This window comes from Streptomyces sp. FXJ1.172 (assembly GCF_001636945.3).
In the GTDB taxonomy this organism is placed as follows: Bacteria; Actinomycetota; Actinomycetes; order Streptomycetales; family Streptomycetaceae; genus Streptomyces.
In genome coordinates, this window is sequence record NZ_CP119133.2 from 6,181,811 (window position 1) to 6,207,171 (window position 25,361).

Below are 25,361 nucleotides of genomic sequence, written 5' to 3' on the forward strand. Positions count from 1 at the left end.
GACATGAACTCGAGCCAGGCCGACGCCTACCTCCACCGGATCGGTGCCGTGCGCCCGCCGCGGCCCACCAGTCAAGCGCTGCGCGAGCTGCATCTGTGCCATCTGCGGGCCGTGCCCTTCGAGAATCTGTCCATCCACCTCGGCGAGGAGATCGTGCTGGAGGAGAAACGGCTGCTGGACAAGGTGGTCGGGGCGCGCCGGGGCGGCTTCTGCTACGAACTGAACGGCGCGTTCGGCGCGTTGCTCGCCGCCCTCGGCTATGAGGTGGACCTGCTCGCGGCACGCGTGTACGGCGACGAAGGGCGGCTCGGCATTCCGTACGACCACCTCGCGCTGCGGGTGCGGACGGAGGAGCAGGACACCTGGCTCGCCGACGTCGGGTTCGGGACGCACAGCCACTGTCCGCTGAGGTACGCGGAGCGCGGGGAGCAGGCCGATCCGGGCGGGGTGTTCCGGATCGTGGCGGTCGGCCCGGACGCGGCGGGGGCGGGCGGCGGCGGTCCGGCGGAGGCCGGTGACCTGGATGTCGTACGGGACGGCGCACCGCAGTACCGGCTGGAAACGCGCTCACGGACGCTCGGGGACTTCAGAGCAGGTGCCTGGTGGCACAGCACCTCGCCGCTGTCGCACTTCACTGGGTCACTGGTCTGCTCACGGATCACCGAGGACGGCGGCAGGATCACGCTGGGCGGGCACGTTCTGAGGACGACGGCCGCCGACGGCAGGCGCACGACAAGGGAGTTGGCGACGGACGAGGAGGTGCTGGCCGTGTACCGGGAGCGGTTCGGGATCGAGCTGAGCCGTGTGCCGACTGTGCGAAACCGGAATCCGAACTCCTGATCCGGATCAGTTCCGGCGCATGTGCTGGATCTTCGAGTGCTCAGCCCTGGCCAGGGGCTGACCTGGCGGTTCGCCGCTCGCGCGGTGCCGGAGAATGGGCGCGTGAGTGATGTGAGACATGTGCTGGTGCTGCCCGACCGGGATGCCGCCGAGGAGGCGGCCGAGGCGCTCGGGGAGCGGTTCGGCCTGAACGAGGAGCCCCAGCTGGTCCGGGACGCGCTGGCCGGCGAGGACGATGCCGAGGACGCGCAGTGGCTGGTGGTCGTGCGCGACGCGGACGAGCGGCTGGACCCCGCCGAACTGGACGCCTTCGCCGGTGAGTGGGACGGCTGGCGCGAGGAGCCCTGACCCCGAGACGGACTCAGGGTTCGTTCGGGGACCGGTCGGGGCTGCGGGCCGCTTCGGTGTCAGTGCCGCGTGGGATGCTGTAGGCGATGGCCAGGAAGACTGCGAATGACGACCCTCTCGCCCCGGTGACCCTTGCCGTGGGCCAGGAGGACCTCCTGCTCGACCGTGCCGTGCAGGAGGTGGTGGCCGCCGCCAGGGCCGCCGATGCCGACACGGACGTACGCGACCTCACCCCGGACCAGTTGCAGCCCGGCACCCTCGCCGAGCTGACCAGTCCGTCGCTCTTCGCCGAGCGGAAAGTCGTGGTCGTACGCAACGCACAGGATCTTTCGGCCGACACGGTCAAGGACGTGAAGGCGTATCTCGGTTCGCCCGCCGAGGAGATCACGCTCGTGCTGCTGCACGCGGGCGGTGCCAAGGGCAAGGGGCTGCTGGACGCCGCGCGCAAGGCGGGGGCGCGGGAGGTGGCCTGCCCGAAGATGACCAAGCCGGCGGACCGGCTGGCCTTCGTACGGCAGGAGTTCCGGGCGGCGGGACGGTCGGCGACGCCCGAGGCGTGCCAGGCGCTGTGCGACGCCATCGGCAGCGATCTGCGGGAGCTGGCCTCGGCGGTCGCGCAGCTGGTCGCCGATGTGGAGGGCACGGTCGACGAGGCGGTCGTCGGGCGGTACTACAGGGGTCGGGCCGAGGCCTCGAGTTTCACGGTCGCCGACCGGGCCGTGGAGGGGCGTACGGCGGAGGCGCTGGAGGCGTTGCGCTGGTCGCTGGCGACCGGGGTGGCGCCGGTGATGATCACCAGCGCGCTGGCCCAGGGAGTGCGGGCCATCGGGAAGTTGTCGTCCGCCCGTGGCGGGCGGCCGGCTGATCTCGCCCGTGAGCTGGGGATGCCGCCGTGGAAGATCGACCGGGTGCGTCAGCAGATGCGGGGGTGGACGCCGGACGGTGTCGCGGTGGCGATGCGGGCGGTGGCCGAGGCGGACGCCGGAGTGAAGGGTGGGGGAGATGATCCCGAATACGCGCTGGAGAAGGCGGTGGTGACCATCGCCCGGGCTGCCCGCTCACGCGGACGCGGGTAGGCGAGCCGGGGGAGCGGGCCGGCCGAGAAGCGGCTTCCCGGAACCTCTGGCACGCCGAAACCCCGGCATCCGCCCTGGGGAAGGGAGAGACACCGGGGTTTCGGTTCGAGCTGGAGGATTCGCACCCGCGTGGCGAACGCAGGCCGCGTGCGAATCCGGGGTGCCGAAAGGGAGCGGATGAGAGAGGGCCCGCCCTGGGTCCTTCCGGCGGTCAGATCAAAGGGAAAGCTCAGCCCTTGAGGGTCGCGACCTTGGAAGCAAGCGCCGACTTCTTGTTGGCGGCCTGGTTCTTGTGGATGACGCCCTTGGAGACGGCCTTGTCGAGCGCACGCGCGGCAGCGCGCTGCAGCTCGGTGGCCTTCTCGACGTCACCCGCGGCAGCGGCCTCGCGGGCCTTGCGGATCGCGGTCTTCAGGGAGGACTTGACGGCCTTGTTGCGCAGCCGAGCCTTCTCGTTGGTCTTGATCCGCTTGATCTGGGACTTGATGTTCGCCACGAAGGAGCCTTTTCAGGTTCTGGTGCGGGGCCGCACGGGTCCCGTACCGATGATCCAAAATTTCTCTGACGTGCCTCGCGCCGAGAGGGCATGAGGCACAGCCATCTACAGTACCAGCGGCCCTGCTGGCAGCCCAAAACGGTCCTCGGTCGCTCCCCGTGGGACGATGGAGACTACGTATCGATCCGACCCGAGGCATAAGGCGCCTCAAGAGACAGGACCCTGCGTGCCCGCGACCCCTAACCATGTGCCCGAGCCGAGCCGTACCGGCCCGGCGCTGATCCGCAATTTCTGCATCATCGCGCACATCGACCACGGCAAGTCCACGCTCGCCGACCGGATGCTCCAGCTGACCGGTGTGGTCGAGCAGCGGCAGATGCGTGCTCAGTACCTCGACCGGATGGACATCGAGCGCGAGCGCGGCATCACGATCAAGTCCCAGGCGGTGCGTCTGCCCTGGGCCCCGACCGAGGGCCCCGATCAGGGCACGACCCACATCCTCAACATGATCGACACCCCGGGGCACGTCGACTTCACCTATGAGGTCTCGCGGTCGCTGGCCGCCTGCGAGGGGACCATCCTCCTCGTCGACGCCGCCCAGGGCATCGAGGCGCAGACCCTCGCCAACCTCTACCTGGCGATGGAGAACGACCTCACGATCATCCCCGTACTGAACAAGATCGACCTGCCGGCCGCGCAGCCGGAGAAGTTCGCCGAGGAACTGGCGAACCTGGTCGGCTGCGACCCGTCCGACGTGCTGAAGGTCTCCGCCAAGACCGGTCTCGGCGTCGACGCGCTGCTGAACAAGGTCGTCAAGGAGATCCCGGCCCCGGTCGGGGTCGCCGACGCCCCCGCCCGCGCGATGATCTTCGACTCGGTCTACGACTCCTACCGCGGAGTCGTGACGTACGTGCGTGTCATCGACGGCCAGCTCAACAAGCGCGAGCGCATCAGGATGATGTCGACCGGCGCGACCCACGAGCTGCTGGAGATCGGTGTCAACTCGCCCGAGATGCTGCCGGCCGACGGTCTCGGCGTCGGCGAGGTGGGCTATCTGATCACCGGTGTGAAGGACGTGCGCCAGTCCAAGGTCGGTGACACCGTCACCAGCCAGCAGAAGGGGGCCACGGAGGCGCTGGGCGGGTACAAGGACCCGAAGCCCATGGTCTTCTCCGGCCTGTATCCGCTGGACGGCTCCGATTACCCCGAGCTGCGCGAGGCCCTGGACAAGCTGCAGCTCAACGACGCCGCGCTGGTCTACGAGCCGGAGACCTCCGCGGCCCTCGGCTTCGGCTTCCGTGTCGGCTTCCTCGGCCTGCTGCACCTGGACGTGATCCGGGAGCGGCTGGAGCGCGAGTTCGGCCTCGACCTGATCGCCACCGCGCCCAACGTGGTCTACCGCGTGGTCATGGAGGACGGCAGCGAGCACGTCGTCACCAACCCGAGCGAGTTCCCCGAGGGGAAGATCGACGAGGTGTACGAGCCGGTCGTACGGGCGACGATCCTCGCCCCGACCGAGTTCATCGGCGCGATCATGGAGCTGTGTCAGACCCGGCGCGGCACCCTGCTCGGCATGGACTACCTCTCCGAGGACCGCGTCGAGATCCGTTACACCCTCCCGCTCGCGGAGATCGTCTTCGACTTCTTCGACCAGCTGAAGTCCAAGACGCGCGGTTACGCCTCCCTCGACTACGAGCCCACGGGCGAGCAGACCAGCTCCCTGGTCAAGGTCGACATCCTGCTGCACGGCGACAAGGTGGACGCCTTCTCGGCGATCACGCACAAGGACCAGGCGTACGCGTACGGCGTACGGCTCGTCGCCAAGCTCAAGGAGCTGATCCCGCGGCAGAGCTTCGAGGTGCCGGTGCAGGCCGCCATCGGCTCCCGGGTGATCGCCCGCGAGACCATCCGCGCCATCCGCAAGGACGTCCTCGCCAAGTGCTACGGCGGTGACATCTCCCGCAAGCGGAAGCTGCTGGAGAAGCAGAAGGAAGGCAAGAAGCGGATGAAGATGGTGGGTTCCGTGGAGGTTCCGCAGGAAGCCTTCATCGCGGTCCTGTCCAGCGATGACAGCGCGGGGTCGGCCAAGGGCAAGAAGTAACCACGGGTAACAACGGGTTACGTCCGCAAACCGGGCATGAAGGGGCTCGCCGTACGAAAGTGCGGCGGGCCCCTACGCGTGCGTAACGTCGCTCTGCGTGGAAAGCGCGGGGAAACAGACAGGCCGATGCCCCTTACGCAGCGGCCGGTCGCGGCTTACTCTGATCCCTGCTCGATAGTTACTCGCGAGTTAAACAACACGCGCGAACCCCACCGTGAGTCAACCCCAGCCGCATGTGAGCAAGCCGCACCGTCGCGGGCCCGGAGGATGTCGTGAGCGACACACAGACCCTGATCGAGAACCGTCCGCCGTCCGTGGCGGCCCTCTTCCTGGAACGCGTGGCGGCCACACCGGACGCCGAGGCCTACCGCTATCCGGTCCCGCCGGCCTCGGGGCAGGGCCCCGACGACTGGAAGTCGCTGAGCTGGGCACAGGCGGCCGAGCGGGTCTACGCGATCGCGGCCGGGCTCATCGAGCTGGGCCTGGAGCCTGAGCAGCGGGTGGCGCTCGCCTCCTCCACCCGCGTCGAGTGGATCCTCGCCGACCTCGGCATCCTGTGCGCGGGCGGCGCCACGACGACCGTCTACCCGCAGACCAACGCCGACGAGTCGGCCTTCATCCTCTCCGACTCCGAGAGCCGGGTGCTCATCGCCGAGGACGCCGCCCAGGCCGCGAAGGCGGTCGAGAAGCGTGACGAGCTGCCCGAGCTGACCAAGGTCGTCGTCATCGACCCGGCCGGCGTCGAGACCGACGACTGGGTGACCACCCTCGCCGAGCTGGAGCAGCGCGGCGCCGCCTACCTCGAGAAGCACCCCGAGCTGATCAAGGAGCGGGTCGGCGCGATCACCAAGGACCAGCTCGCCACCCTCATCTACACCTCCGGCACCACCGGCCGCCCCAAGGGCGTGCGCCTGCCGCACGACAACTGGGCGTACATGGCGAAGGCGATCGCGGCGACCGGCCTCGTGACCATCGACGACGTGCAGTACCTGTGGCTGCCGCTCGCGCACGTCTTCGGCAAGGTGCTCACCTCGGGCCAGATCGAGGTCGGGCACGTCACCGCCGTGGACGGCCGTGTCGACAAGATCATCGAGAACCTTCCGGTGGTGCAGCCGACGTACATGGCGGCCGTGCCGCGCATCTTCGAGAAGGTCTACAACGGTGTCGCGGCCAAGGCCCGTGAGGGCGGCCCGGCCAAGTACAAGATCTTCCAGTGGGCCGCCGAGGTCTCCCGCGAGTACGCCAAGGTCACCCAGGACAACTTCCGCCGCACCGGCACCCACGCGGCGCCCTTCGGGCTGGCCGCCAAGCACAAGGTCGCCGACACCCTCGTCTACGCCAAGCTCCGCGAGGCCTTCGGCGGCCGGCTGCGCGCCTGTGTCTCCGGCGCCTCCGCGCTCGCCCCCGAGATCGGCTACTTCTTCGCCGGTGCCGGCATCCACATCCTGGAGGGCTACGGCCTCACCGAGTCCTCCGCGGCCTCCTTCGTCAACCCCGGCGAGGCCTACCGCACCGGCACGGTCGGCAAGCCGCTGCCCGGCACCGAGGTGCGCATCGCCGACGACGGCGAGATCCTGCTGCGCGGCCCCGGCATCATGCAGGGCTACCACAAGCTGCCCGACAAGACCTCCGAGGTGCTGGAGTCCGACGGCTGGTTCCACACCGGCGACATCGGCGAGCTGTCCCCCGACGGCTACCTGCGCATCACCGACCGCAAGAAGGACCTCATCAAGACCTCCGGCGGCAAGTACGTCGCCCCGGCCGAGGTCGAGGGCCAGTTCAAGGGCGTGTGCCCGTACGTCTCCAACATCCTGGTGCACGGCGCCGACCGGAACTACTGCACCGCCCTCATCGCCCTCGACGAGATCGCGATCCTGGACTGGGCGAAGGAGAACGGCCTGGAGGGCCGGCCGTACGCCGACGTGGTGGCCGCGCCGCAGACCGTCGAGATGGTCGACGGGTATGTGCAGCAGCTCAACGCCGGGCTCCAGAAGTGGCAGACGATCAAGAAGTTCCGGCTGCTGCCCCGGGACCTCGATGTGGAGCACGGCGAGATCACGCCGAGTCTGAAGCTGAAGCGGCCCGTGGTGGAGCGGGAGTACAAGCACCTCATCGATGAGATGTACGCCGGGACGCGGGAGAAGTAAGGGGCCGGTCACGCGGGCGGGGAGCTGCGGGCCGTCCTCGGCCGCTCGCAGCTCCCCGCACCCCTCCGGCAGTCACGGGTGTTCAAAAGGCGCCCTGTTCTGGCCACTTCGGTAACTCATCGCTTTCGTGCGCCCCCTGTCTGTCACCCTGGCCGCATGGACATGGCGGCCATACCCACACAGCGGGAGGGCGGGCCCCGGGCCCTGGGGGTGCGGGGGCGCGCCGCGCTGCCCGGCAGTGCGCTCGCGCCCGGGTCGGTCCGGGCGCTGGTGCGGGCCGCGCTGGCCGAGGCGCCCGGGGTCTCGGCCCGGCTCGTCGACGACGCCATGGCCGTCGTGAGCGAGCTGGTCACCAACGCCGTCGTGCACGCCGGTACGGACGTCGAGGTCGACTGGTGGCTGGAGGAGACCGGCGCGTTCGTCGTGGAGGTGTGCGACCGGCATCCCTCGCGCGCCCCTCGCGACCCCCTCGGCGGCGACGGGCCGTACGACACCCCCGAGTACGGGCGCGGGCTGCGGCTGGTCGCCACGCTCGCCGAGGCCTGGGGCGTCACCTATCGCGCCGGCGCCAAGACCGTCTGGGCGCGGCTGCCCCCGGGCGGCCTGGAGGAGCCGGACGGACCGGCCCCCCGCCCCGCCCTGCGGGTCGCCGAGGACCTGGCACCGCAGCCGCTGCGGGCCGACGGCGACGCGGACTGGCTCGGCCGGGGCGCGCTGTCCTTCCTCGCCGAGGCCTCCGACCTGCTCGCCGGACAGCTGGACGAGACCCTGGTCACCGCCCTCACCGGCCAGCTCATCGTGCCCCGGCTCGCCGACTGGTGCGCGGTGTGGCTGGAGGACGAGGCGAGCGTGCGCGGCGGCGCCGGCGGCGGCCCCGCCCGGGTCTGGCACACCTGTGAGGGCCGCGTCGAGGAACTGCACCGGGCCCTGGAGAAGGAGCCGCCCGCGCCGCGCGACGGGCTGCGCTCCGGCCCCGAGCCGTACCCGTGGCCCGGCGACGCGCTCGGCCCGCGCGGCGCCGAGGGCACGGCGCTGGCGTACCGGCTGATCGCGGGCGGCCGGCCGCTCGGCACGCTGGTCATCGGCCGGTGCGGGCCCGCCGGGTTCCCCGACGAGGTCACCGGGCTCGTGGAGGACCTCGGCCGCCGGGTGGCGCTCGCCATCGGCGCGGCCCGCCAGTACGCCCGCCAGGCCACCATCAGCGCCGTCCTGCAGCGCGGTCTGCTGCCCGGCGCGGTCGCCCAGATCCCCGGGATGAGCAGCGCGCTCGTCTACGAGCCGTGCGACACGGGCGGCCCCAGCGGCGACTTCTACGACCTGTTCCCGGCGGGCCACGGCCGCTGGTGCTTCGCCGTCGGCGACGTCCAGGGCAAGGGACCCGAGGCGGCGGTCGTGATCGGGCTGGCCCGGCCCTGGCTGCGGCTGCTCGCCCGCGAGGGCTACGGCGTCGCCGACGTCCTCGACCGCCTCAACCAGCTCCTCCTGGACGACGCCACCGAGGCCTCCGACGCCGCCGGCCGCGCCCTCGTCGCCGCGGGCGGCCGGCCCGTGGCCCCGGGGGAGGGCCCCCATCCCCGCTTCCTGTCCCTTCTCTACGGCGAGCTGGTGCCGTACGAGGGCGGGGTCCGCTGCACCCTCGCCGCGGCCGGCCACCCCCTGCCGCTCGTACTCGCCCCCGACGGCCTGGTCCGCACGGCCGCGCGCCCCCAGACCCTGCTCGGCGTGATCGAGGACGAGACCTACACGAGCGAGACCCTCGAGCTGCGGCCCGGCGACAGCCTGCTGTGCGTCACCGACGGGGTGACCGAGCGGCGCAACGGCTCCCTCCAGTTCGACGACGGCGACGGGCTGGCCCGCGCCCTGTCCGGCTGTGCCGGCCTGAGCGCCGAGCTGATCGCGGAAAGGATCCGCCGCCTGGTGCACGACTTCGGCGGCGGCCAGCCCGAGGACGACCTGGCCCTGCTGGTGCTCCAGGCCGGATGACGTCCGGGGTGCGGGACAATGGAGGACATGCCTTCCGCACTCCCCGACGGCGAGCCCGTCCCCGCCGACGGCGCGCTGCCCGCGTCCGCGCTCGCCGGGACCACGGGCCGCCCGCTCGGCTTCTACCTGCACGTGCCGTACTGCGCGACCCGCTGCGGCTACTGCGACTTCAACACCTACACGGCGACCGAGCTGCGCGGCACCGGCGGCGTGCTGGCCTCCCGCGACAACTACGCCGAGACGCTGACCGACGAGATCCGCCTGGCCCGCAAGGTGCTCGGCGACGACCCGCGCGAGGTCCGCACGGTCTTCGTCGGGGGCGGTACGCCGACGCTGCTTGCCGCCGGTGATCTCGTACGGATGCTGGGCGCGATCCGCGACGAGTTCGGCCTGGCGGCGGACGCGGAGATCACGACGGAGGCGAACCCGGAGTCGGTCGACCCGGCGTACCTCGCGACCCTCAGGGAGGGCGGCTTCAACCGGATCTCCTTCGGCATGCAGAGCGCGAAGCAGCACGTGCTGAAGATCCTGGACCGGACCCACACCCCCGGCCGCCCCGAGGCCTGCGTGGCGGAGGCGAGGGCGGCGGGCTTCGAGCACGTCAACCTCGACCTGATCTATGGCACGCCGGGCGAGAGCGACGACGACTGGCGGGCCTCGCTGGAGGCGGCGCTGGGCGCGGGCCCGGACCACATCAGCGCGTACGCCCTGATCGTCGAGGAGGGCACCCAGCTCGCCCGCCGGATCCGCCGCGGCGAGATCCCGATGACGGACGACGACGTCCACGCCGACCGCTACCTGATCGCCGAGGAACTGCTGTCCGCGGCGGGCTTCGACTGGTACGAGGTCTCCAACTGGGCCACCTCGGACGCCGGCCGCTGCCTGCACAACGAGCTGTACTGGCGCGGCGCCGACTGGTGGGGCGCGGGCCCCGGGGCGCACTCGCACGTCGGCGGGGTGCGCTGGTGGAACGTCAAGCATCCGGGGGCGTACGCGACGGCCCTGGCCTCCGGCCGCTCACCGGGCGCGGGCCGCGAGCTGCTCTCGGACGAGGACCGGCGGGTGGAGCGGATCCTGCTGGAGCTGCGCCTGCGCGAGGGCGTACCGCTGTCGCTTCTGAAGGAGGAGGGACTGGCGGCGTCCCGGCGCGCGCTGGGGGAGGGGCTGCTCCAGGAAGGCCCGTACGAGGAGGGGCGGGCCGTGCTGACGCTGCGGGGGCGGTTGCTGGCGGACGCGGTGGTGCGGGACCTGGTGGACTGATCACTCCGGTGGGTGAACCGGCCGGGGACGGCAGTTTGGTGCCTGTCCCCGCTTACGAGAAGGTCAGGCCCCACCGCTACCCGTGACGAAGTCGATCAGCTCCTCCACCCGCCCCAGCAGTTCCGGCTCCAGGTCCTTGTAGGACCCCACCCGCTTCAGGATCGCCTGCCACACCGCGCCGGTGTTCTCCGACGGCCAGCCCAGCGCGCGGCACACCCCCGTCTTCCAGTCCTGGCCGTGCGGCACCCGGGGCCACCCCGCGATGCCCAGGGACGACGGCTTCACCGCCTCCCAGATGTCGATGTACGGGTGGCCGACCACCAGGGCGTGCTCGCTCGTCACCGACTCGGCGATCCGCCACTCCTTCGTGCCCGGCACCAGGTGGTCCACGAGCACCCCAAGGCGGGCGTCCGGGCCGGGGGCGAACTCCGCGACGATCCTCGGCAGGTCGTCCACGCCCTCCAGGTACTCCACCACCACGCCCTCGACGCGCAGGTCGTCGCCCCAGACCTTCTCGACCAGTTCGGCGTCGTGCCGGCCCTCGACGTAGATGCGGCCGGCACGGGCCACGCGGGCGCGGGCACCGGGGACGGCGACGGAACCGGAGGCGGTGCGGGTCGGCCGTACCGGAGCGGCGGAAGGCCTCACCAGCGTCACCACCCGCCCCTCCAGCAGGAAGCCGCGCGGCTCCAGCGGGAACACGCGGTGCTTGCCAAAGCGGTCCTCCAGGGTCACCGTGCCCGCCTCGCAGCGGATCACCGCCCCGCAGAACCCGGTGCCGGGCTCCTCCACCACCAGCCCCGGCTCCGCCGCCACCTCCGGCACGGGCGGGGACTTCTTCCACGGCGGGGTCAGATCGGCGGAGTACTGGCGCATTCGAGTGACGATAGGAGAAGTCGCGGACCAGCACCTACGACACGCCGAAACGCGCCGCCAGCCCGTCGCGTTGCCCGCGCACGAACGCCGCGTCCACCACCGCTCCGTGACCCGGCACGTACACAGCGTCCTCACCGCCCAGGGCCAACAGCCGGTCGAGCGCGGCGGGCCACCGCGACGGGAGCGCGTCCGGGCCCGCCTGCGGTTCGCCGGACTCCTCGACCAGGTCGCCGCAGAACACCACCTCGCGCTCGCCGGGGACCAGGACCGCCAGGTCGTGGGCGGTGTGGCCGGGGCCCACATTGGCCAGGAGCGCCTGCCGGGCGCCGCCCAGGTCCAGCGTCCACTCGCCCGAGACCTGGTGGCCGGGCGGTACGAGCGCGTCCGCCGCCTCGTCGGCCTCGGCCGCCGGCAGGCCGTTTCTGATCGCGTCCAGGCGCAGTTCCTCGCGCTCGTGGGCGAACACCGCGTCGACGCCGACCGCCGCGTACACCTGTGCCCCGGCGAAGGCCGGCACCCCGAAGACATGATCGAAATGGGGGTGTGTGAGCGCGAGATGGGTCACACGGCCCCCGGCCAGTTGCTGCGCCTGCGCCCGCAGCAACGCGCCTTCGGCGAGACTCGAGCCGGCGTCCACCATGAGCGCCGTACCCTCTCCGAGGACCAGTCCCACGGTGCAGTCCCAGCCAGGAAGCCGGCACCGCCCGATCCCGGCGGCCAGCCGCTCCCACCCAAGCTCTTCCCAAGTCAGCGTCATACCGCGACGCTAGCCCTACGAGCCGCAGCGACGGCACCGACCTTGCCCCGGGTGTACCCGACAGCCGTACACTGGGCCGGGAAAGGCTGGCACTCGCATGGGAAGAGTGCCAGGCGGCCGACCCGACGGACGAGCGGTACGAGGGGACGACGTGCTGGAGGTGCGCGCGAATGCTGAGTGAACGCAGGCTTCAGGTACTGCGCGCCATCGTCCAGGACTACGTCGGCACCGAGGAGCCGGTCGGCTCCAAGGCGCTGACCGAGCGGCACAGCCTCGGTGTCTCCCCGGCGACGATCCGCAACGACATGGCGGCCCTGGAGGACGAGGGGTTCATCGCCCAGCCGCACACCAGTGCCGGGCGGATCCCCACCGACAAGGGCTACCGGCTCTTCGTCGACAAGCTCGCGGGCGTCAAGCCGATGACCGCGCCCGAGCGCCGGGCCATCCAGAACTTCCTCGAGGGCGCCGTCGACCTCGATGACGTGGTGGCCCGTACCGTACGGCTGCTCGCGCAGCTCACACGGCAGGTCGCCGTCGTGCAGTACCCGTCCCTGACCCGGTCCACCGTGCGGCATGTGGAGCTGCTCTCGCTCGCCCCCGCGCGCGTGATGCTCGTGCTGATCACGGACACCGGCCGGGTCGAGCAGCGGATGGTCGACTGCCCGGCGCCGTTCGGCGAGGCCTCGCTGGCGGATCTGCGGGCCCGGCTCAACAGCCGGGTCGCGGGGCGCCGGTTCACGGACGTGCCGACGCTGGTAGAGGACCTCCCGGACGCCTTCGATCCGGAGGACCGCGGTACGGTCTCCGTGGTGCTCTCCACTCTTCTGGAGACACTCGTGGAAGAGAACGAGGAGCGGCTGATGATCGGCGGCACCGCCAATCTCACCCGCTTCGGGCATGACTTTCCCCTCACGATCCGGCCGGTGCTCGAGGCGCTGGAGGAGCAGGTCGTGCTCCTCAAGCTGCTCGGCGAGGCGAAGGATCCGGGCGTGACCGTGCGTATCGGTCACGAGAACGCCCACGAGGGACTCAACTCCACCTCCGTCGTGTCGGTCGGCTACGGTTCGGGCGGCGAGGCGGTTGCCAAGCTCGGCGTGGTCGGACCGACCCGCATGGACTACCCGGGAACGATGGGAGCGGTACGCGCAGTGGCACGGTACGTCGGACAGATCCTGGCGGAGTCGTAAGTGGCCACGGACTACTACGCCGTTCTCGGCGTGCGCCGCGACGCGTCGCAGGATGAGATCAAGAAGGCGTTCCGCCGGCTCGCGCGCGAGCTGCACCCGGACGTCAACCCCGACCCGAAGACCCAGGAGCGGTTCAAGGAGATCAACGCCGCTTACGAGGTGTTGTCGGACCCGCAGAAGAAGCAGGTCTACGACCTCGGCGGCGACCCGCTCTCGCAGGCGGGCGGCGCCGGTGCGGGCGGCTTCGGGGCAGGTGGCTTCGGCAACTTCTCCGACATCATGGACGCGTTCTTCGGTACGGCGTCGCAGCGCGGCCCGCGCTCGCGCACCCGGCGCGGCCAGGACGCGATGATCCGCATCGAGGTCGAGCTGGACGAGGCGGCCTTCGGGACCACCAAGGACATCCAGGTCGACACCGCGGTCGTCTGCAACACCTGCAACGGTGAGGGCGCGGCGCCCGGCACGACCGCCCAGACGTGTGACATGTGCCGCGGCCGCGGTGAGGTGTCCCAGGTCACCCGGTCCTTCCTCGGCCAGGTCATGACCTCCCGCCCCTGCCCCCAGTGCCAGGGTTTCGGGACCGTCGTGCCGACGCCGTGCCCGGAGTGCGCCGGCGACGGGCGGGTGCGGTCGCGGCGGACGCTGACCGTGAAGATCCCGGCCGGTGTCGACAACGGCACCCGGATCCAGCTCGCCGGTGAGGGCGAGGTCGGCCCGGGCGGCGGTCCCGCCGGTGACCTGTACGTCGAGATCCACGAGCTGCCGCACCAGACGTTCCAGCGGCGCGGCGACGACCTGCACTGCACGGTGACGATCCCGATGACGGCCGCCGCGCTGGGTACGAAGGTGCCGCTGGAGACGCTGGACGGCATGGAGGAGGTCGACATCCGGCCCGGCACCCAGTCCGGCCAGTCGATCCCGCTGCACAACCGGGGCGTCACGCATCTGCGCGGCGGCGGCCGGGGTGACCTGATCGTGCACGTCGAGGTGCAGACCCCGAGCAAGCTGGACCCCGAGCAGGAGCGGCTGCTGCGCGAACTGGCCAAGCTGCGCGGCGAGGAGCGGCCCCAGGGGCAGTTCCAGCCGGGTCAGCAAGGGTTGTTCTCGCGGCTGAAAGACGCCTTCAACGGTCGCTGACGCGCGGCGCTGCGGGGTGGCCGGGGGTCCGGGGGCCGACCCCCGGGCAGACACGGTCAGCCGGGTCAGCAGGGGTTGTTCTCGCGGCTGAAGGATGCGTTCAACGGCCGCTGAGCCGTCGTACGACAGGGGTCGTGCGGGGTGTTCCGGCACCCCGTGCGGCCCCGTATGCCAATGTCCTATGCCGTCGGAAGCCCCGATTCGGACTTGTTCGAAGGACGTGACAACATGCGGTCATGTCCTCCGCGCTGACCGATCTCTTCCCCCAGCCGATCGTGCAGGCCCCCATGGCGGGCGGTGTCTCCGTCCCGCAGCTCGTCGCCGCCGTCTCCGAGGCCGGTGGCCTCGGGTTCCTCGCCGCCGGTTACAAGACCGCCGACGGGATGTACCAGGAGATCAAGCAGCTGCGGGGGCTCACCAGCCGCCCCTTCGGCGTGAACGTGTTCGTGCCCCAGCCCGAGTACGCCGAGTCGGGTGCCGTGGAGGTCTACGCCCACCAGCTGGCCGGCGAGGCCGCCTGGTACGAGACCGAGCTGGGCGATCCCGACAGCGGGCGGGACGACGGCTACGAGGCCAAGCTCGCCGTGCTCCTCGACAACCCGGTGCCGGTGGTCTCCTTCCACTTCGGGGTGCCGGGCCGGGAGGTGCTCGACCGGCTGCGCCGCGCCGGCACCCTCACCCTGGTCACGGCCACCACCGCCGAGGAGGCCCGCGCGGTCGAGCGGGCCGGCGCGGACGCGGTGATCGCGCAGGGCGTGGAGGCCGGCGGTCATCAGGGCACCCACCGGGATCTCCCCGAGAACGACGGCTCCGGCACAGGACTGCTGTCACTGGTCGCGCAGGTCCGCGAGGCCGTGGGCATCCCGGTCGTCGCGGCCGGCGGCATCATGCGCGGCAGCCAGATCGCCGCCGTCCTCGCGGCGGGCGCGAGCGCGGCCCAGCTGGGCACCGCGTTCCTCGCCACCCCCGAGTCCGGCGCCCACACCCTGCACAAGCAGGCGCTGACCAACCCCCTGTTCGCGCGCACCGAGTTGACCCGCGCCTTCTCCGGCCGCCCGGCGCGCGGACTGGTCAACCGCTTCCTGCGCGAGCACGGCCCGTACGCCCCCGCCGCGTACCCGGAGATCCACCACCTCACCTCGCCGCTGCGCAAGGCCGCCGCCAAGGCCGGGGACGCGCAGGGCATGGCGCTGTGGGCGGGCCAGGGCCACCGGCTGGCCCGGGACCTGCCGGCCGGGGAACTGGTGGCGGTGCTGGCGGCCGAACTCGCCGCCGCCCGGACAGCGTTGTCGGCCGGGGGTGACGGGCGATGACGGCCCCGGTCTTCGTCGTCGAGCACTTCGACGCGGACGGCGACCAGTACGTCCTGGACGGTCCCGAGGGCCGCCACGCGGTCTCCGTCAAGCGGCTGCAGCCCGGTGAGGAGGTCGTCCTCACCGACGGCGCCGGACGCCACGCCGTGTGCGAGGTGCTCGGCAGCGAGGGCAAGGACCGGCTGATCGTGCGCATGAGCGGCATCACTGAGGAGCCGGCGCCCAGCCCCCGCATCACCGTCGTCCAGGCCCTGCCCAAGGGCGACCGGGGCGAGGTGGCCGTCGAGACGATGACGGAGGTCGGCGTCGACGCCATCGTGCCGTGGCAGGCGGCCCGTTGCATCACACAGTGGAAGGGCGACCGGGGGCTCAAGGCCCTCGGCAAGTGGCGGGCCACCGCCCGGGAGGCCGGCAAGCAGTCCCGCCGGGTCCGCTTCCCCGAGGTCGCGGACGCGGCGACCACCAAACAGGTTGCCGCACTTCTCGCCGAAGCCGACTTCGCCGCCGTGCTGCACTCCGACTTCGAGCACGACAACCGGCCGCTGGCCACCGCCGAACTGCCCGCCGAGGGCGAGATCGTGCTGGTCGTCGGCCCCGAAGGAGGCGTCGCACGGGACGAGTTGGCCCTCTTCGAGGAGGCGGGTGCGAAGGCTTACGTACTCGGCCCCACCGTGCTGCGCACATCCACCGCCGGCACCGCCGCCGCGGCCCTGCTGCTGGGCCGCACCGGCCGCTGGTCCTGACCCACACCTGGGGGACACCGTGGAACTCGCCCAAGTCCGGCTCCTGGTCACCGACTTCACCGGCTGCTACCGCTTCTACGCCGACGTCCTCGGCCTGAAGCCGCAGTCCGGCGCGACCGAGGGCCCGTACGAGAAGTTCAGTCCGCACGTCGGCTCCGCCGGTATCGCCCTGCAGGACCGGGCCATGATGGCCGAGATCCTGGACGAACTGGGCGAGAGCGCCTGCGGGCACCGTTCCCTGGTCGTCCTGCGGGTCGACGATCTCGACGCCTACTGCGCGCAGGTCACCTCCCGCGGCGCCACCCTGCTGCACGGCCCGGCACCCATGACCGACCGCATGCGCGTCGCCCACCTCAAGGACCCGGAGGGCAACCTGGTGGAACTGCAGGAGTGGCTGCTGCTGAGCGGCTGACGTCCGCTTCCCCGAACGGGCGAGTGGCCGTATGCGGTCTTCCGTGCCGTCCCCGCCGGTGGCACTCTGCCCTGCATGGGGCTTTTGAGATGGATTCGGTACGGGCCGCGCGGGACGCGGGCGGTGGTCACGGCCGCTCTGGCCGTCGTGGCCGGCGGGGCGCTGGTGGGCTGTCAGCCGACCGATCTCAACTCCTCGACCGCCGCCTACACCACCGGTACGACCGCGACGGCCGCGCTGAAACGGCAGCACGTGAACGTCAGTTGGCTCTCCTGCACCGGCGGTTACGGCAAGGGCGCCAGGGCGGGCGGGACGCCCTCGCCGAGCCGGACCGCCGTCGTCTCCGTCAACTGCCAGGGCGAGACCAGGGACCGGCAGAAGATCGTCGTCGCCGGGGTGGTCACCAGGGCCGTCGACGGGGCGTGTGTGCGCGGGGACCTGACCGCCGAGGTCGGGGGGCACCAGGTGTTCCACGTCAACGGGCTCGGCGACTGCGGTGCCACGCCCGGGCCCACGTACCGGCCGCCCACCGGTCACCCCGGTGGCCCGCGGCCCACCGTGACGGTCACCGTCACCCGGACCCTCTGGTGCAAGGGCGACCCCACCTGCTGGCCCGCCGAGGGCAAATGACCGCCGAAGGCGGGAGACCTTCGGGGCAAGTGATCAGAACGCCGGGCGGGGCACGCCGGTCGATGCGTACAGTGACGGGGTGACTCAGGGTGCTTCGACGGGAACCACGGCGTCTTCCGGATACCTCCGATTCCCCCATGTACACGGCGATTTGGTGACGTTCGTCGCCGAGGACGACGTATGGCTCGCGCCCCTCGACGGCGGCCGGGCCTGGCGGGTCAGCGCGGACAACCGGCCCGTGACCCAGCCCCGGATATCCCCGGACGGGCGCCGTCTCGCCTGGACCTCCACCCGGGACGGCGCGCCCGAGGTGCATGTCGCCCCCGTCGACGGCGGCCCCGCCGAACGGCTGACGTACTGGGGCAACCGCCGTACCGAGGTGCGCGGCTGGACCGCCGACGGACGGGTGCTCGCGCTGGGCGCGCACGGCCGGCCCAGCTTCCGCCAGTCCTGGGCGCACGCCGTCCCGCTGGACGGCGGACCCGCCGAGACCCTGCCGTACGGCCCGGTCGGCGATGTGGCGCCGGGGCCGGCCACCGTGCTGCTGTCCGCGCCGATGGGCCGCGAGGCGGCGTACTGGAAGCGCTACCGGGGCGGTACGGCGGGCAGGCTGTGGATCGACCGGGACGGCGGCGGGGAGTTCGTACGGCTCCACGAGGAGATCGACGGCAACCTCGAGTGCCCGGTCTGGGCCGGCGACCGCATCGCCTTCCTCAGCGACCACGAGGGCACCGGCGCCCTGTACTCCTCCCTCGCCGACGGCTCCGGCCTGCGCCGCCACACCCCCCTCGACGGCTTCTACGCCCGCCACGCGTCCGGCGACGGCACCCGGGTCGTCTACAGCTCGGCCGGTGAGCTGTGGCTGCTGGAGGACCTGGAGGGCGCCGAGCCACGCCGGCTGGACGTGCGCCTCGGCGGGCCCCGGATCGATCTGCGGCCCCGCCCGGTGAACGCCGGCCGCTGGTTCGGCGCGGCCTGCCCCGACCACACCGCGCGCGGCAGCGCGGTGTGCGTGCGCGGCGGGATCCACTGGGTCACCCATCGCTCCGGCCCGGCCCGCGCCCTGGCCGCCTCCCCCGGTGTGCGCGGCCGGATGCCCCGTACCTTCCGTGCCGACGGCGAGGAGTGGGTGGTGTGGGTGACGGACGCCGAGGGCGAAGACGCCCTGGAGTTCGCCCCCGCGACCGGGAACGTGCCCGGCGCCACCCCGCGCCGGCTCGCCGCCGGACAGCTCGGCCGGGTCCTGGAGCTGGCCATGGCCCCCGACGGCAGCCGGGCCGCCGTCGCCGCGCACGACGGCAGACTGCTCCTGGTCGAGCGGGAGACCGGCGAGGTCCGCGAGGTCGACCGCAGCGAGGACGGCGAGGTCTGCGGCCTCGCCTTCTCACCCGACTCCGCCTGGCTCGCCTGGGCCCACCCCGGCCCCCGCCCGCTCTCCCAGCTGCGCCTCGCGCACACCACCGACCTGTCGGTCACCGAGGCGACCCCCCTGCGCTTCCAGGACTACGCGCCCGCCTTCACCCTCGACGGCAAGCACCTCGCGTTCCTGTCCAACCGCGCCTTCGACCCGGTCTACGACGAGCACGTCTTCGACCTCGCCTTCGTGGTCGGCGCCCGCCCGCACCTGATCACCCTGGCGGCCACCACGCCCTCGCCCTTCGGCCCGCAGCGGCACGGCCGCCCCTTCGAGACCCCGGACAAGGACGAGACCCCCGACAGCGAGGGCACCCCCGCCACCCGTATCGACCTGGAGGGCCTCGCCGACCGCATCGTCCCGTTCCCGGTGGAGGCCGGCCGCTACTCCACCCTCCAGGCCGCCAAGAACGGCGTGCTCTGGCTGCGCCACCCCGTGCAGGGCGTCCTCGGCGCCGCCCGCGCCCACCCCGAGGACCCCGACCCGCACACCGAGCTGGAGCGCTACGACCTCGCCCAGCGGCGCCTGGAGCACCTCGCCTCCGAGGCCGACCACTTCGAGGTCAGCGGCGACGGCAAACGGGTCCTGCTGTGGAGCGACGGCCGGCTGCGGGTCGTGCCCAGCGACCGCCGTACGGGCACCGACGACGACGGCGACACCAGCGTCACCGTCGACCTCGCCCGCGTCCGCCAGACCCTCGACCCGGCCGCCGAATGGCGGCAGATGTACGACGAGACCGGACGCCTCATGCGCGACCACTTCTGGCGCCCCGACCTGGGCGGCGCCGACTGGACCGGCGTCCTCGCCCGCTACCGCCCCCTCCTGGCCCGCCTGGCCACCCACAGCGACCTGACCGACCTCCTGTGGGAGGTGCAGGGCGAGCTGGGCACCTCGCACGCCTATGTCATCCCCTCCGGCGGCCGGGGCGGCGGCGCCCGCCACGGCCTGCTCGGTGCCGACATCTCCCGCCACCCGGACGGCAGTTGGCGCATCGACCGCATCCTGCCCGCGGAGACCTCCGACCCGGACGCCCGCTCCCCGCTCGCCGCACCCGGCGTCGCGGTCCGCCCGGGGGACGCGATCATCGCCGTCGCCGGGCACTGCGTCGACCCGGTGACGGGCCCGGCCCCGTTGCTCGTCGGCACCGCGGGCCACCCGGTGGAGCTGACCATCTCCCCGGCAGCGGGCGGCGAACCCCGCCACACCGTCGTGATCCCCGTCGCCGACGAGGAACCCCTGCGCTACCACGCCTGGGTCGCCGACCGCCGCGCCCACGTCCACGCCGCCTCCGCCGGTCGCCTCGGCTACCTCCACGTGCCCGACATGCAGGCCCCCGGCTGGGCCCAGATCCACCGTGACCTGCGCGTCGAGGTGGCCCGCGAGGGACTCGTGGTCGACGTCCGCGAGAACCGCGGCGGCCACACCTCCCAGCTCGTGGTCGAGAAGCTCGCCCGCCGCATCATCGGCTGGGACGTCCCGCGCGGCATGCGTCCCACCAGCTACCCCCTCGACGCCCCGCGCGGCCCGGTCGTCGCCGTCGCCAACGAGTTCTCCGGCTCCGACGGCGACATCGTCAACGCGGCGATCAAGGCCCTGGGCATCGGCCCGGTCGTCGGCACCCGCACCTGGGGCGGCGTCATCGGTATCGACAGCCGCTACCGCCTGGTCGACGGCACCCTGGTCACCCAGCCGAAGTACGCGATGTGGCTGGAGGGGCAGGGCTGGGACGTGGAGAACCGCGGGGTCGAGCCGGACGTGGAGGTCGTACAGAGACCGCAGGACTGGGCAGCGGGCCGTGACACCCAACTCGACGAGGCGGTCAGGATCGCGCTGGAGGCGCTGGAGGAGCGGCCCGCGAAAACTCCGCCGGGCATGCCGGGCTGATACGACTACGATGCACCGGTACTGATCACCAGTGTGAGGAGGCACACGCATGGCGGGAGAACCGCAGGACGACTGCCTGTTCTGCAAGATCGTCGCGGGTACGATCCCGGCGACGGTCGTCCGCGAGACAGACACCACCGTCGCATTCCGGGACATAAACCCCCAGGCCCCCACGCACATTCTGGTGATCCCCAAGGCCCACTACAAGGACGCCGCCACCCTCGGGGCCCAGGCACCGCAGCTCGCCGCCGCCGTCCTCGCCGAGACGCAGGCCGTGGCCGACGAGGAGAAGCTCGACAGCTACCGCGTCGTCTTCAACACCGGCTCCGGCGCCGGCCAGACCGTCTGGCACGCCCACGCGCACGTCCTCGGCGGCCGCGGCATGCAGTGGCCCCCCGGATAACCCACCGTGTCCGTACGTGAATTGGTGGTCCTCGGCACCGCCAGCCAGGTCCCGACCCGGCACCGCAACCACAACGGCTACCTGCTGCGCTGGGACGGCGAGGGCATCCTGTTCGACCCCGGCGAGGGCACCCAGCGCCAGATGGTGCGCGCCGGGGTCGCCGCCCACGACCTGAACCGGATCTGCGTCACCCACTTCCACGGCGACCACTGCCTCGGCCTCGCCGGAGTGATCCAGCGGATCAACCTCGACCAGGTGCCGCACGAGGTGACCGCGCACTACCCGCGCTCCGGGCAGCGCTTCTTCGACCGCCTGCGGTACGCGACGGCCTACCGGGAGACGGTCGGCATCACCGAGGCACCGGTCGCCGCCGACGGCATCCTCGCGGTGACCGCGTCGTACACCCTCGAGACCCGCAGGCTGTCCCACCCCGTGGACTCCTACGGCTACCGGCTGATCGAGCCCGACGGCCGCCGGATGCTGCCCGACCGGCTCGCCGCGCACGGGATCGAGGGGCCGGACGTCGGCCGGCTCCAGCGCGAGGGGCGGCTCGGGGGCGTGTCGCTGGAGGACGTCAGCGAAGTGCGGCGCGGGCAGCGGTTCGCGTTCGTCATGGACACCCGGCTCTGCGACGGCGTGCACGCGCTCGCGCAGGGCTGCGACCTGCTGGTGATCGAGTCCACCTTCCTGGACGAGGACGCCGAACTGGCCGCGGAGCACGGGCACCTGACCGCCGGGCAGGCCGCCGCCGTCGCCCGGGAGGCCGGTGTGCGGCACCTCGTCCTCACCCACTTCAGCCAGCGCTACGCCGATCCGGAGGAGTTCGGGCGGCAGGCGCGGGCGGCCGGGTTCGAGGGTGAGCTGACCGTGGCGTACGACCTGCTGCGAGTGGCGGTTCCGAAACGGCGGTAAAACGCCCGTACGATATTTCGATGCCCCTCCCGAAAGCAGAACTGCACCTCCACATCGAAGGCACCCTGGAGCCGGAGCTGGCGTTCGAGCTGGCCGCCCGCAACGGCGTGACCCTGCCGTACGCGGACACGGAAGAGCTGCGCAAGGCGTACGACTTCGAGGATCTCCAGTCCTTCCTGAACCTGTACTACGAGCTGATGGCCGTCCTGCGTACCGAGCAGGACTTCGCGGACCTGGCGAACGCCTACCTCGCCCGGGCCGCCGCCCAGGGCGTCCGGCACGCGGAGATCTTCTTCGACCCGCAGGCGCATCTCGCCCGGGGCGTGGTCATGGGCACGGTCGTGGAGGGCCTGTGGCGGGCGCTGGGCAGCAGCGAGCGCAACCACGGCATCTCCACCAAGCTGATCCTGTGCTTCCTGCGCGACGAGTCCGCCGAGTCGGCACTCGAGACCCTCGATGCCGCCCGGCCGTACCTGGACCGGATCACCGGCATCGGCCTGGACTCCGCCGAGGTCGGGCATCCGCCGGTGAAGTTCCGCGAGGTGTACGAGGCCGCGGCCGGGCTCGGGCTGCGGCGCGTGGCGCACGCCGGTGAGGAGGGGCCGCCGGAGTACATCAGCGAGGCCCTGGACGTGCTCGGCGTGGAGCGCGTCGACCACGGGCTGCGCTGCATGGAGGACCCGGCGCTGGTCGAGCGGCTGGTCCGGGAGCGGATCCCGCTGACCCTGTGCCCGCTGTCCAACGTCCGCCTGCGCGCCGTCGACACCCTGGCCGGCCACCCGCTGCCCGCCATGCTGGACGCGGGCCTGCTGTGCACGGTCAACTCCGACGACCCGGCGTACTTCGGCGGGTACGCGGGCGACAACTTCGCGGCCGTGCACCGGACCCTCGGCCTGAGCGAGGACCGGCTGCGCGAGCTGGCCCGCAACTCGTTCCTCGCCTCCTTCCTGGAGGACGACGAGGAGCGCCGGGCCCGCTACCTCGCCGAGGTGGAGGCGTACGAGTTCGGCGACGCCGTGTCGTAAGCGGGATACCCGGCCGGCAGCGGTCGCCGAACGGCAGCGGTCGCCGAACGGCCGGGCGGCCTCCGGCCGGAAAACCGGCCGCCGTTGACGCCTGTGTCCCTGTGTCTCTAGCTTGTTCTCATACATGGACGGCATTCATAAAGGGAGATGGTCAGGTGGGCGGCGATCCAAGTCCCGAGGGTGTGGCGCGGCGGCTTCGCGAGGGCATGGCGCGGGGTGTGCTGTCCTTCCCGCTCACCGCCTTCCACGACGACGGCTCCCTCGACCCCGACGGCCTGCGCGCCCATGTCGCCGGCCGGCTCGCCGCGGCCCCCGGCGCCGTCTTCCCGGCCTGCGGCACCGGGGAGTTCTTCTCGCTGGACGAGGACGAGTACCGCACGGTCGTCGCCGTCACCGTCGAGGAGGCGGCCGGGAGCGTGCCCGTCGTGGCCGGGACCGGGTACGGGTGGGCGCAGGCCGCCCGGTTCGCGCGGATCGCCGAGGAGGCCGGCGCCGACGCCCTGCTCGTGCTGCCCCACTACCTGGTCGAGGCCCCGCAGGACGGCCTCGCCGCCCAGCTGGAGCGGCTCGCCGCCCGCACCCGGCTGCCGATCGTGGCCTACCAGCGCGGTCAAGTCGCCTACGACACGGGCACGTTGCGACGCATCGCGCGCATCCCGAACGTCATCGGCGTCAAGGACGGGCACAGCGACCTCGACCGGCTCCAGCGCCTCACCCTCGCCGCCCCTGACGGCTTCCTCTTCTTCAACGGCGCCGCCACCGCCGAGATCCAGGCGCGTGCGTACGCCACCGTCGGCGTCCCCGCCTACTCCTCCGCCGTGCACGCCTTCGCCCCCGAGATCGCCGGAGCCTTCTTCACCGCGCTCCACGGCGGGGACCGGGGCACGGTCGACAGACTGCTGCGGGAGTTCTACGTTCCCTTCGTCGAACTGCGCGACCGCGCGCCCGGGTACGCCGTGTCCCTGGTGAAGGCGGCGGCCCGGCTCCGGGGCGAGCGCGTCGGGCCCGTGCGCGCCCCGCTCACCGACCCCGCGCCCGCCGACCTCGCCGCCCTCAAGGCCCTCCTCACCGCCGGACTCGACCTCGTAGGAGCCTCACTGTGACCCGTGATCTGACCATCGCCGAGGTGCGGCTGACCCCGGTCCTGGTGGCCGACCCGCCGCTGCTCAACGTCCAGGGCGTGCACCAGCCGTACACCCCCCGGCTGATCGTGGAGATCGTCACGGCGGACGGGGTCACCGGGCTCGGCGAGACCTACGGCGACACCAAGTACCTGGAACCGGCCCGCCGGCTGGCCGAGCGGCTCACCGGACGCTCGGTCATAGATGTGAACGCTCTGTTCGGGCTCGACCTCGGCGTGGACGCGACGGGGCTCGACGGGCAGGTCGACGCCGGCGGTCTGCGCGGGACGCAGAGCGCGGACAAGCTCCGGCTGTCCGTGCTCTCCGCCTTCGAGGTGGCCTGCCTCGACGCCCAGGGCAAGGCGCTCGGGCTGCCCGTGCACGCACTGCTCGGCGGCAAGGTGCGCGACGCGGTCGAGTACAGCGCCTACCTGTTCTACCGGTGGGCCGCGCACCCGGCGGGCGTCGCGGCCGAGCCCGACGACTGGGGCGCCGCCCTCGACCCGGCCGGAGTGGTCGCCCAGGCACGGACGTTCAAGGAGCGCTACGGCTTCACTTCCTTCAAGCTCAAGGGCGGCGTCTTCCCGCCGGACGAGGAGATCGCGGCCGTACGCGCCCTCGCCGAGGCCTTCCCCGGGCACCCGCTGCGCCTCGACCCCAACGGCGCCTGGTCGGTGGCGACCTCGCTGAGGGTGGCGAAGGAACTCGAGGACGTCCTCGAGTACCTGGAGGACCCGACGCCGGGCACGCCCGCCATGGCCGAGGTGTCCGCCGGCACCGGGGTGCCCCTGGCCACCAACATGTGCGTGACCACCTTCGGCGAGATCCGGGAGGCGTTCGCCAAGGACGCCGTCCAGGTGGTCCTCTCCGACCACCACTACTGGGGCGGACTGCGCAACACCCGCCATCTCGCGGCGATCTGCGCCACGTTCGGGGTCGGGGTGTCCATGCACTCCAACACCCATCTCGGCATCAGCCTCGCCGCCATGACCCAGGTCGCGGCCACGGTCCCGAACCTGCACCACGCCTGCGACTCCCACTACCCCTGGCAGTCCGAGGACGTCCTGACCGAGCGGCCCGTCTTCACCGGCGGCCGGGTCGCGGTGTCCGACGCGCCCGGACTCGGCGTCGCACTCGACCGGGACGCGCTGGCCCGGCTGCACCGCAGGTGGGCCGAGGACGACGGCGCGCTGCGCGACCGGGACGACGCGGCGGCGATGCGGGCGGGCGACCCGCGCTGGCGGACGCCGGTGCTGCCGCGCTGGTAAGCCCCCTCGTACGGGGCGCTGCCTGGTG

At 72.2% G+C, this 25,361-nt stretch carries 22 protein-coding genes; 19 read left to right on the top strand and 3 right to left on the bottom strand.

Translation table 11 applies throughout. The features are described from left to right. Window positions 1-3: 3 nt before the first annotated feature. From A6P39_RS27710 to holA, 3 genes are all read left to right on the top strand, one after another. On the top strand, window positions 4-840 hold the full coding sequence (locus A6P39_RS27710; RefSeq protein ID WP_067049827.1) for an arylamine N-acetyltransferase family protein: 837 nt from the start codon (window positions 4-6) through the stop codon (window positions 838-840). A gap of 102 nt (window positions 841-942) precedes the next feature. Next, window positions 943-1,188 (top strand): hypothetical protein, encoded by a 246-nt coding sequence (locus A6P39_RS27715; RefSeq protein WP_067049824.1) that lies wholly within the window; start codon window positions 943-945, stop codon window positions 1,186-1,188. A gap of 86 nt (window positions 1,189-1,274) precedes the next feature. Continuing rightward, window positions 1,275-2,264, top strand: coding sequence for a DNA polymerase III subunit delta (gene holA, locus A6P39_RS27720; RefSeq protein ID WP_067049821.1), 990 nt, complete (start codon window positions 1,275-1,277; stop codon window positions 2,262-2,264). Between the two features lie 229 nt (window positions 2,265-2,493). On the opposite strand, the gene rpsT is transcribed toward holA, so the two are convergent. Next, complete coding sequence (gene rpsT / locus A6P39_RS27725) at window positions 2,494-2,760, bottom strand: 30S ribosomal protein S20 (RefSeq protein ID WP_061922887.1); 267 nt, start codon at window positions 2,758-2,760, stop codon at window positions 2,494-2,496. Window positions 2,761-2,986: 226 nt separating this feature from the next. Here rpsT and lepA point away from each other — a divergent pair, with 226 nt between their 5' ends. From lepA to hemW, 4 genes are all read left to right on the top strand, one after another. Then, window positions 2,987-4,861 carry a translation elongation factor 4 gene (gene lepA, locus A6P39_RS27730; RefSeq protein WP_067049818.1) on the top strand — a complete coding sequence of 625 codons (1,875 nt, stop codon included), beginning with the start codon at window positions 2,987-2,989 and terminating at the stop codon, window positions 4,859-4,861. Between the two features lie 272 nt (window positions 4,862-5,133). Beyond that, window positions 5,134-7,008, top strand: a complete 1,875-nt coding sequence (locus A6P39_RS27735; protein WP_067049816.1) for an AMP-dependent synthetase/ligase — start codon at window positions 5,134-5,136, stop codon at window positions 7,006-7,008. A 162-nt stretch (window positions 7,009-7,170) separates the two neighbouring features. Beyond that, entirely contained in the window at window positions 7,171-8,991 is a 1,821-nt protein-coding gene (locus A6P39_RS27740; protein WP_199840879.1) for a SpoIIE family protein phosphatase, read from the top strand. 27 nt (window positions 8,992-9,018) lie between these two features. After that, window positions 9,019-10,251: a radical SAM family heme chaperone HemW gene (gene hemW, locus A6P39_RS27745; protein WP_067049873.1), complete on the top strand. Its 1,233-nt coding sequence runs from the start codon at window positions 9,019-9,021 to the stop codon at window positions 10,249-10,251. 63 nt (window positions 10,252-10,314) lie between these two features. Here hemW and A6P39_RS27750 read toward each other — a convergent pair whose 3' ends face one another. Beyond that, complete coding sequence (locus A6P39_RS27750) at window positions 10,315-11,127, bottom strand: DUF3097 domain-containing protein (protein ID WP_067049813.1); 813 nt, start codon at window positions 11,125-11,127, stop codon at window positions 10,315-10,317. 34 nt (window positions 11,128-11,161) lie between these two features. Then, the gene (locus tag A6P39_RS27755) at window positions 11,162-11,884 is read right to left on the bottom strand and encodes an MBL fold metallo-hydrolase (RefSeq protein WP_067049809.1); all 723 of its coding nucleotides are present in this window, start codon (window positions 11,882-11,884) and stop codon (window positions 11,162-11,164) included. Between the two features lie 170 nt (window positions 11,885-12,054). Here A6P39_RS27755 and hrcA point away from each other — a divergent pair, with 170 nt between their 5' ends. From hrcA to A6P39_RS27815, 12 genes are all read left to right on the top strand, one after another. Beyond that, entirely contained in the window at window positions 12,055-13,071 is a 1,017-nt protein-coding gene (gene hrcA, locus A6P39_RS27760) for a heat-inducible transcriptional repressor HrcA (protein WP_067049804.1), read from the top strand. After that, on the top strand, window positions 13,072-14,208 hold the full coding sequence (gene dnaJ, locus A6P39_RS27765; protein WP_067049802.1) for a molecular chaperone DnaJ: 1,137 nt from the start codon (window positions 13,072-13,074) through the stop codon (window positions 14,206-14,208). A 236-nt stretch (window positions 14,209-14,444) separates the two neighbouring features. Continuing rightward, window positions 14,445-15,521: a nitronate monooxygenase gene (locus tag A6P39_RS27770; protein WP_067049799.1), complete on the top strand. Its 1,077-nt coding sequence runs from the start codon at window positions 14,445-14,447 to the stop codon at window positions 15,519-15,521. Beyond that, window positions 15,518-16,264 carry a 16S rRNA (uracil(1498)-N(3))-methyltransferase gene (locus tag A6P39_RS27775; RefSeq protein WP_067049796.1) on the top strand — a complete coding sequence of 249 codons (747 nt, stop codon included), beginning with the start codon at window positions 15,518-15,520 and terminating at the stop codon, window positions 16,262-16,264. Before A6P39_RS27770 ends, A6P39_RS27775 begins: the two co-directional genes overlap by 4 nt. A 19-nt stretch (window positions 16,265-16,283) precedes the next feature. Continuing rightward, window positions 16,284-16,676 carry a VOC family protein gene (locus A6P39_RS27780; protein ID WP_067049793.1) on the top strand — a complete coding sequence of 131 codons (393 nt, stop codon included), beginning with the start codon at window positions 16,284-16,286 and terminating at the stop codon, window positions 16,674-16,676. Window positions 16,677-16,751: 75 nt separating this feature from the next. After that, window positions 16,752-17,306, top strand: coding sequence for a hypothetical protein (locus tag A6P39_RS27785; protein ID WP_067049790.1), 555 nt, complete (start codon window positions 16,752-16,754; stop codon window positions 17,304-17,306). Between the two features lie 154 nt (window positions 17,307-17,460). After that, the gene (locus tag A6P39_RS27790) at window positions 17,461-20,604 is read left to right on the top strand and encodes a S41 family peptidase (protein WP_067049787.1); all 3,144 of its coding nucleotides are present in this window, start codon (window positions 17,461-17,463) and stop codon (window positions 20,602-20,604) included. 49 nt (window positions 20,605-20,653) lie between these two features. Further along, a complete protein-coding gene (locus A6P39_RS27795) occupies window positions 20,654-21,007 on the top strand; it encodes a histidine triad nucleotide-binding protein (protein WP_067049785.1) in 354 nt (117 codons plus the stop codon). A 6-nt stretch (window positions 21,008-21,013) separates the two neighbouring features. Continuing rightward, window positions 21,014-21,919 (top strand): ribonuclease Z, encoded by a 906-nt coding sequence (locus A6P39_RS27800; RefSeq protein ID WP_067049782.1) that lies wholly within the window; start codon window positions 21,014-21,016, stop codon window positions 21,917-21,919. A 20-nt stretch (window positions 21,920-21,939) separates the two neighbouring features. Then, on the top strand, window positions 21,940-22,944 hold the full coding sequence (locus tag A6P39_RS27805) for an adenosine deaminase (protein ID WP_067049779.1): 1,005 nt from the start codon (window positions 21,940-21,942) through the stop codon (window positions 22,942-22,944). Window positions 22,945-23,150: 206 nt separating this feature from the next. Next, the gene (locus A6P39_RS27810) at window positions 23,151-24,047 is read left to right on the top strand and encodes a 5-dehydro-4-deoxyglucarate dehydratase (RefSeq protein ID WP_067039029.1); all 897 of its coding nucleotides are present in this window, start codon (window positions 23,151-23,153) and stop codon (window positions 24,045-24,047) included. Continuing rightward, complete coding sequence (locus tag A6P39_RS27815; RefSeq protein WP_067039030.1) at window positions 24,044-25,333, top strand: glucarate dehydratase family protein; 1,290 nt, start codon at window positions 24,044-24,046, stop codon at window positions 25,331-25,333. The genes A6P39_RS27810 and A6P39_RS27815 overlap by 4 nt, the downstream gene beginning before the upstream one ends. The last annotated feature ends 28 nt before the right edge of the window (window positions 25,334-25,361 follow it).